The sequence below is a fragment of the Streptomyces sp. 13-12-16 genome (genome assembly GCF_002114215.1).
Classification (GTDB): domain Bacteria; phylum Actinomycetota; class Actinomycetes; order Streptomycetales; family Streptomycetaceae; genus Streptomyces.
In genome coordinates, this window is the sequence record NZ_NCTE01001265.1 from 535 (window position 1) to 7059 (window position 6525).

The window sequence follows — 6525 nt, forward strand, 5'->3', positions numbered from 1 at the left end:
CGCCGGACCGAGCCGGCTGCTCATCGGCTGGGACAGGTGGGCCGACACCTGCGCCGAAGCCGACGGACCGAGGGCGACCTCACCGGCCGCCTTGCAGTGGAGTCGACCTTCACCTTCCAGACCTCTCCATGCCGGTGCCAAGCCGCGGCGGGTGTCGGCCGAACGGGGTCACCCGGCTGGTTCAACGCTCACCGCGACGTCTCGTCTCCGGAGGTGGACCGCCAGGAACTCCATCTCGACGAGCGTGCCGATGAGACCGGTCCCGGTGAGTTCCGCGGCCTGCGCGCGTGCCTCGCCCAGGGACAGGTGTCGCGCACTGCGGAGGGCCTGCAGCACGGGAACGATGTCCGGCGCGTCTCCGGACGGACGAAGCCTCGTGGGCCCATGCGCTTTCAGCAGAGCTTGTCGGATGTTCTCGGGCGTGACGGGGCCGCTGTCCTGCTCGCACCACCCGTTCGGGCAGTCGGCGCAGCGACCTTCGGTGCCCCAGCGGAGCACGTCACGGTCGAGGAACTGACCGACATCGCAGGTCGTCGTGGCTCCGCAGGCGCTGCAGCGGCCTGTGACCTGTACGCCTTGTGTGATCACAGGGGGCTCCTCGGCGTCATGGGCAGGGCTGGGGGATCCTCCCCCGGGAAGTCGGTCTTCGTCGATCGGGTGTGCGGTCGGCAAGGAGTCCCACGGACCTCACGAACGGCCCGGTCACCCCGCTCGGAGGGCAGGGCACCACATGGGCGGGCTTGTCGTCAGGGAGAACCCTCCTTCATCCCAGGGTGACCCGCGCCGCGACCGGCAGGTGGTCGCTGCCGGTGGAGGGCAGGGCGCGGAGGTGGGCGACGGTCGCCGAGCGGGCCATGACCTGGTCGATCCGGGCCACGGGGAGGGCGGCGGGGAAGCTGAAGGCGAAGCCCCGCCGCGCCACGTTCATCCGTGAGGTGAGCGGGGCCAGCCCGCGGTCGTCGACCGTGCCGTTGAGGTCGCCCAGCAGGATCACCTTCTTCAGCGGCTCGGCGGCGAGGGCCTTGCCCAGCAGGCCGGCGCTCTCGTCACGCAGGGAGGACGCGAGCCCGCTCGTCCCCACACGGACCGAGGGCAGGTGTGCGACGTACGCCGCGACCTCACCGTGCGGCGTGTGGACCGCGGCCCGCAGCCCGCGACTCCAGGGCTCCGTGATGCCCCGCGGTCTGATGTCCAGGAGCCGGGCGCCGGTGAGCGGATGCCTCGACCACAGTCCGACGGTGCCCCGGACCGCGTGGTACGGGTAGTGCGGGGCGAGCGTCCGCTCGTACACCGCGAGCGCCGGGGGCACCAGCTCCTGCAGCGCGATGAGATCGGGTCCGGCGTCGGCCAGGGCGCGGGCCGTGCCGGCCGGGTCGGTGTTCTCGTCGCTGACGTTGTGCTGCACCACCACCAGGTCGTGCGGGCCGGACTCCTCACCGGGCAGGAGCAGCCCGCCGAAGTGGTGTGTCCAGGCCGCCGCCGGCAGGAGCAGGGCCACCAGGGCGGTTGCCGAACGGCGCAACAGGGCCCAGCCGAACAGCACGACGAGCGCCAGGCCGAGCCACGGCAGGAACGTCTCCAGCAGACTGCCCACACGGCCCACGGAGTTGGGCACCGCCCGGTGGAACGCCAGCAGCCCGGCCATCAGCACCGCGAGAGCGGCGGGCACCCGCCCCCACGTCCACACCCACCGGCGCCACGCCCCTCGGGGCACTGCTGCTGCTCGCTCCACCTGGTTTCCCGTCCGCTCGACTCGTCGTCCAGGACGAATCGCGGGGTGGATCAGTTGCCGTCGGCTCGACGGGACGCGGGAACGCTTGACTTGGAACGCTCCTCAAGCGGAAGACTCCCGGTCCGTGCCCCGACGACGGGGCCGGACGGGAGGGGACACCCATGAAGTACCGCACCGTCGGCACCGGTCCGCACAGCCGTCCCGAACGCCTGCCCGCCGACTACGACCACCCGGGCACCCCCGCCCGCCTCGCCGTGCTGCGCGAGGTCGCCCCGGAGACCGGGGCGATCGGTCACGAGCTGCCGGGCCTCCCGCCGGCCGGAGCAGCGGGCCCGGCCGGACGCGGCGCACTGCACCGCCTCACGCTCTGACCAGCAGCTGGAAGTCGAACGAGTACCGGGACGCACGGTAGATGTGGGTCCCGTACTCCACCGGCCGCCCGGTGTCGTCGTAGGCCGTGCGCTGCATGGTGAGCAGGGCGGCGCCCTCCTTCTCGTCCAGGCCGGCGGCCTCCTGGGCGGTGGCCGCGCGGGCGCCGACGGTCTGGCGGGCGCTGTGCAGGGTGATGCCGGCCGAACGCATCATCCGGTACAGGCCGGTCGCCTCCAGGCGGGCGCTGTCGAGGCCGAGCAGGCCCGACGGGAGGTAGTTGCACAGCAGGGCGACCGGCTGTGCGCGGGTGCAGCGCAGGCGTTCCAGCAGGACGACCTCGGCGCCCTCGGCCAGCCCCAGGGCGGCCGCCACGTCCGTGGGCGCCGGCACCGTCTCGTTGCGGATCACCCGCGTGGTCGGGCCCTGTCCGGCCGTCTCCAGGTCGTCGTAGAGACTGCTCAGTTCCAGGGGGCGCCTGACCTGACTGTGCACCACCTGCGTGCCCACCCCGCGCCGCCGGACCATGAGCCCCTTGTCGACGAGGGACTGGATGGCCTGGCGGACGGTGGGCCGGGACAGGCCGAGCCGCACGGACAGGTCGACCTCGTTGCCCAGCAGGTTGCCGGGGGCGAGGACGCCCTGCTCGATCGCCGCCTCCAGCTGCTGCGCGAGCTGGTGGTACAGCGGCACCGGACTGCCCCGGTCCAGGGCGAAGTCCAGGGTGCTCAGCGCGGGTCCGGTCGCGGCACGTGCGGGGTCGCCGGTCTTCGCCATGGACGTACCTTCCTGTAGCAGCGCGGGCGGGTTCAGAGGTGCCGGCGGCGGCCGGCGGCCTCGGAGTCGTACCGTGCGCGGGCCCGCACGGCGGCCTCGCGGGCGGACACCTCGGCCACCGGCACGTCCCACCAGGCCTCGGCCGGGGGAGCGGTGGGGGCGGGATCGGTCTCGACGTACACGCACGTCGGGCGGTCGGAGCCACGCGCCTCGGCCAGCGCGTTGTGCAGCTCCCGCACGGTCTTGGCGCGCAGTACGTCCATTCCGAGGCTGGCCGCGTTCGCCGCGAGGTCCACGGGCAGCGGGGCGCCGGTGAAGGTGCCGTCGGCGGCCCGGTGACGGTAGGCGGTGCCGAAGCGCTCGGCGCCCACCGACTCCGACAGGCCGCCGATGGAGGCGTACCCGTGGTTCTGGATCAGGACCAGCTTGACCGGGAGGTTCTCCTGGACGGCGGTGACGATCTCCGTCGGGTTCATCAGATAGGTGCCGTCGCCGACCAGTGCCCACACCGGGGTGCCGGGAGCGGCCTGCTGGACACCCAGCGCGGCCGGGATCTCGTAGCCCATGCAGGAGTAGCCGTACTCCAGGTGGTACTGGCGGGGGCTGCGGGAGCGCCACAGCTTGTGCAGGTCGCCGGGGAGCGAACCGGCCGCGTTGATCACCACGTCCTCGTCGCCGACGACCGCGTCGAGCGCGCCGATCACCTGCGTCTGCGTCGGTACGGCGCTGTCGTCGTCGGCCCGGTAGGCGGTCTCGACGACCCGCTCCCAGCGCTCCTTGCCGGCCCGGTACTCCGCCTCGTACGACGGTTCCACACGGTGGCCGGCGAGCGCCCCGGCGAGCTGCTCCAGACCGGTGCGCGCATCGCAGACCAGGGTGCGCGCCGCCAGCTTGTGGGCGTCGAAGCCGGTGATGTTGAGGTTGAGGAAGCGCACCTCCGGGTGCTGGAAGAGGGTGCCGGAGGCGGTGGTGAAGTCCGTGTAGCGGGTGCCGACGCCGATCACCAGGTCGGCGGTGCGGGCGAGTTCGTCGCTCACCGCGGTGCCGGTGTGGCCGATGCCGCCGAGGTCGGCCGGGTGGTCGTGGCGCAGCGAGCCCTTGCCCGCCTGGGTGGAGGCGACCGGGATGCCGGTGGCGTCCACCAGCGCCTTCAGCGCCTGTTCGGCCTCGCTGTGGTGGATCCCGCCGCCCGCGACGATCAGCGGCCGCCGCGCGGCCCGTACGGCCGCCACGGCCGCCGCCAGCTCCGCCGGGTCCGGGGCGGGACGCCGTACGGGCCAGACGCGCTCGGTGAAGAACTCCTCGGGCCAGTCGTACGCCTCCGCCTGCACGTCCTGCGGCAGGGCGAGGGTGACGGCGCCGGTCTCGGCCGGGTCGGCGAGCACCCGCATGGCGTTCAGCGCGGAGGGGATCAGCGCCTCGGGGCGGGTGATCCGGTCGAAGTACCGCGAGACCGGGCGGAGCGTGTCGTTGACCGACACATCGGCCTCGACGGGGTGTTCCAGCTGCTGGAGCAGCGGGTCGGCGACGCGGGAGGCGAAGTAGTCGCCGGGGAGCAGGAGCACCGGCAGCCGGTTGACGGTGGCGAGCGCGGCGCCGGTGACCAGGTTGGTCGCGCCGGGGCCGATGGAGGTGGTCACCGCCTGCGCCGAGAGCCGGTTGAGCTGCCGGGCGTGGCCGACGGCGGCGTGCACCATGGCCTGCTCGTTGCGGCCCTGGTGGTACGGCATCACGGCGGCGTACTCGACGAGTGCCTGCCCGATGCCCGCCACGTTGCCGTGGCCGAAGACGCCCCAGGTGCCCGTGATCAGCCGGCGGCGCACGCCGTCGCGTTCGGTGTACTGGGCGGACAGGAACCGCACCAGTGCCTGGGCGGTCGTCAGTCGGCGGGTGGCGGCGCTCATGCGGACCTCTCCGGTGCGGTGTAGAGGGGGAGTCGGGGATCGACGGGCCGGTCCGGCCAGGTGTCGCGGATCCAGGCGTGGTCGGGGTGGTCGCAGATCAGCCAGGCGCGTTCCGGCTCGGGGCCCGCCATGACGTTGAGGTAGTACATGTGGTGGCCGGGCACGGCCATGGACGGGCCGTGCCAGCCGTCCGGGATGAGGACGACGTCGCCGTCGCGCACTTCCGCCAGCACGTCCGTCCCGCGGCCCGGACCGGACGGGGAGACCCGCTGGTAGCCGAGGCCGGGGATGCCGTCGTGGCCGGCGAACTCGAAGTAGTAGATCTCCTCCAGCACGGACTCCTCGCCGGGGCGGTGCTCGTCGTGCTTGTGCGGCGGGAAGGACGACCAGTTGCCGCCCGGGGTGAGCACCTCGACCGCGATGAGCCTGTCGCACTCGAACACGCCCGCCGCCCCGAAGTTGTTGACCTGCCGTGAGCAGTTCCCGGTGCCGCGCAGCTCCACGGGCACGCCGGAGGCCGGTCCGTAGCGGGCGGGCAGGCGGCGGGTGCAGCGGGCGCCGGTGAGCGCGAACCGTCCGCCGCCGGCCGAGGTGACCGTCGCACGGGCGTCGCGCGGGACGTAGGCGAAGTCGGTGACGCCGTCGAACACACCGGTGCGGCCGGTGAGTTCGAAGGTGTCGTGGCCGAAGTCGTCGGCGGCGGCGACCGTGCAGCCGCCGCTCAGCGGCAGCACGATCCACTCGCTGTCGCCGGTGTCGAAGGTGTGCGTGCCGCCGGGCGGCAGCCGGAGGACGCGCAGGCTGGAGTGGCCCCAGCCGGCGTTCCCCGGGTTCACGTCGACGGCGTAGGGGCCGGCGGGGGCCCTGCCCGCGGGAAGGTGATGTGTCATGGCGTGCCTCCGTGTCTCAACGGGCTTCTCACAACAGGCCGACGGCCGTGTCCACCGCCGTCTCCACACTGCCCTCGGCCGGGTAGAGCAGCGAACGGCCGACGACCATCCCCATCACGGTGGGCAGCCGCAGCGCCTTGCCCCACCGCTCGTACGCCGCCTCCTGGTCGCCGACCTCGCCGCCGAGCAGGACGACGGGCAGCGTGGAGGCCCCCAGCACCTCCGGCATGGCGTCGACGTCGTCGGTGACGGGGAGTTTCAGCCAGGTGTAGGCGGAGGTGCCGCCCAGACCGGAGGCGATGGCGATGGAACGGGTGACGGCCTCGGCGGACAGGTCGTTGCGGACCCGGCCGTCCACCCGGCGCGAGATGAACGGCTCCACGAACACCGGCAGCCGGTGTCCGGCCATGGCGTCCACGGCGCGGGCGGCGGACTCCAGGGTGGCCAGCGAGCCGGGGTCGTCGTAGTCGATACGGACCAGCAGCTTGCCCGCGTCGAAGCCCAGCCGGGCGATGTCCTCCGCGCGGTGGCCGGTGAAGCGGTCGTCCATCTCGAAGGACGCGCCGGCCAGGCCGCCGCGGTTCATCGAGCCCATGACGACCTTGTTCTCCAGCACCCCGAGGAGCAGCAGGTCCTCCAGGATGTCGGCGGTGGCCAGCACCCCGTCGACGCCCGGCCGGGACAGCGCGGTGCAGAGACGTTCCAGCAGGTCGGCGCGGTGGGCCATGGCCAGTCGGCGGTCGCCGATGCCGAGCGCGCCCCGCGCGGGGTGGTCGGCGGCCACGATCATCAGCCGGCCGCTGTCGCCGATCAGCGGGCGCCGTGCCCGGCGGGCGGCGGCCTCGGCGACGGC

General features: G+C 73.4%; 7 protein-coding genes. 1 reads left to right on the forward strand and 6 read right to left on the reverse strand.

Features of this window, described 5'->3' with window-relative positions; all coding sequences use genetic code 11:
• Positions 1–168: 168 nt before the first annotated feature.
• Together B7767_RS48810 and B7767_RS38915 are read right to left on the reverse strand one after the other, a co-directional pair.
• A complete protein-coding gene (locus B7767_RS48810; protein ID WP_256923727.1) occupies positions 169–336 on the reverse strand; it encodes a hypothetical protein in 168 nt (55 codons plus the stop codon).
• Positions 337–763: 427 nt separating this feature from the next.
• Positions 764–1669, reverse strand: a complete 906-nt coding sequence (locus B7767_RS38915; RefSeq protein WP_306298047.1) for an endonuclease/exonuclease/phosphatase family protein — start codon at positions 1667–1669, stop codon at positions 764–766.
• A gap of 224 nt (positions 1670–1893) precedes the next feature.
• Between B7767_RS38915 and B7767_RS49470 the strand changes: the two genes are divergently transcribed.
• Complete coding sequence (locus B7767_RS49470) at positions 1894–2103, forward strand: hypothetical protein (RefSeq protein WP_371101221.1); 210 nt, start codon at positions 1894–1896, stop codon at positions 2101–2103.
• Here the strand turns inward: B7767_RS49470 and B7767_RS38925 are convergent.
• The 4 genes from B7767_RS38925 to B7767_RS38940 form a co-directional block, all read right to left on the reverse strand.
• The gene (locus tag B7767_RS38925) at positions 2093–2878 is read right to left on the reverse strand and encodes a GntR family transcriptional regulator (RefSeq protein WP_085576068.1); all 786 of its coding nucleotides are present in this window, start codon (positions 2876–2878) and stop codon (positions 2093–2095) included. The two genes, B7767_RS49470 and B7767_RS38925, sit on opposite strands and share 11 nt — an antisense overlap.
• Positions 2879–2910: 32 nt before the next feature.
• The gene (iolD, locus tag B7767_RS38930; protein WP_085576069.1) at positions 2911–4782 is read right to left on the reverse strand and encodes a 3D-(3,5/4)-trihydroxycyclohexane-1,2-dione acylhydrolase (decyclizing); all 1872 of its coding nucleotides are present in this window, start codon (positions 4780–4782) and stop codon (positions 2911–2913) included.
• Complete coding sequence (gene iolB, locus B7767_RS38935) at positions 4779–5672, reverse strand: 5-deoxy-glucuronate isomerase (protein WP_085576070.1); 894 nt, start codon at positions 5670–5672, stop codon at positions 4779–4781. Before iolB ends, iolD begins: the two co-directional genes overlap by 4 nt.
• Before the next feature lie 28 nt (positions 5673–5700).
• Positions 5701–6525, reverse strand: an 825-nt coding sequence (locus B7767_RS38940; protein WP_085576071.1) for a deoxyribose-phosphate aldolase, incomplete at its 5' end; no start/stop codon positions are given.

What these genes read in the sequence shown, in the direction of transcription:
- B7767_RS49470 (WP_371101221.1), top strand. Translation starts at nt 1,894, where the DNA reads ATGAAGTACCGCACCGTCGGCACCGGTCCGCACAGCCGTCCCGAACGC.
- B7767_RS38925 (WP_085576068.1), bottom strand. Translation starts at nt 2,878, where the DNA reads ATGGCGAAGACCGGCGACCCCGCACGTGCCGCGACCGGACCCGCGCTG.
- iolD (WP_085576069.1), bottom strand. Translation starts at nt 4,782, where the DNA reads ATGAGCGCCGCCACCCGCCGACTGACGACCGCCCAGGCACTGGTGCGG.
- iolB (WP_085576070.1), bottom strand. Translation starts at nt 5,672, where the DNA reads ATGACACATCACCTTCCCGCGGGCAGGGCCCCCGCCGGCCCCTACGCC.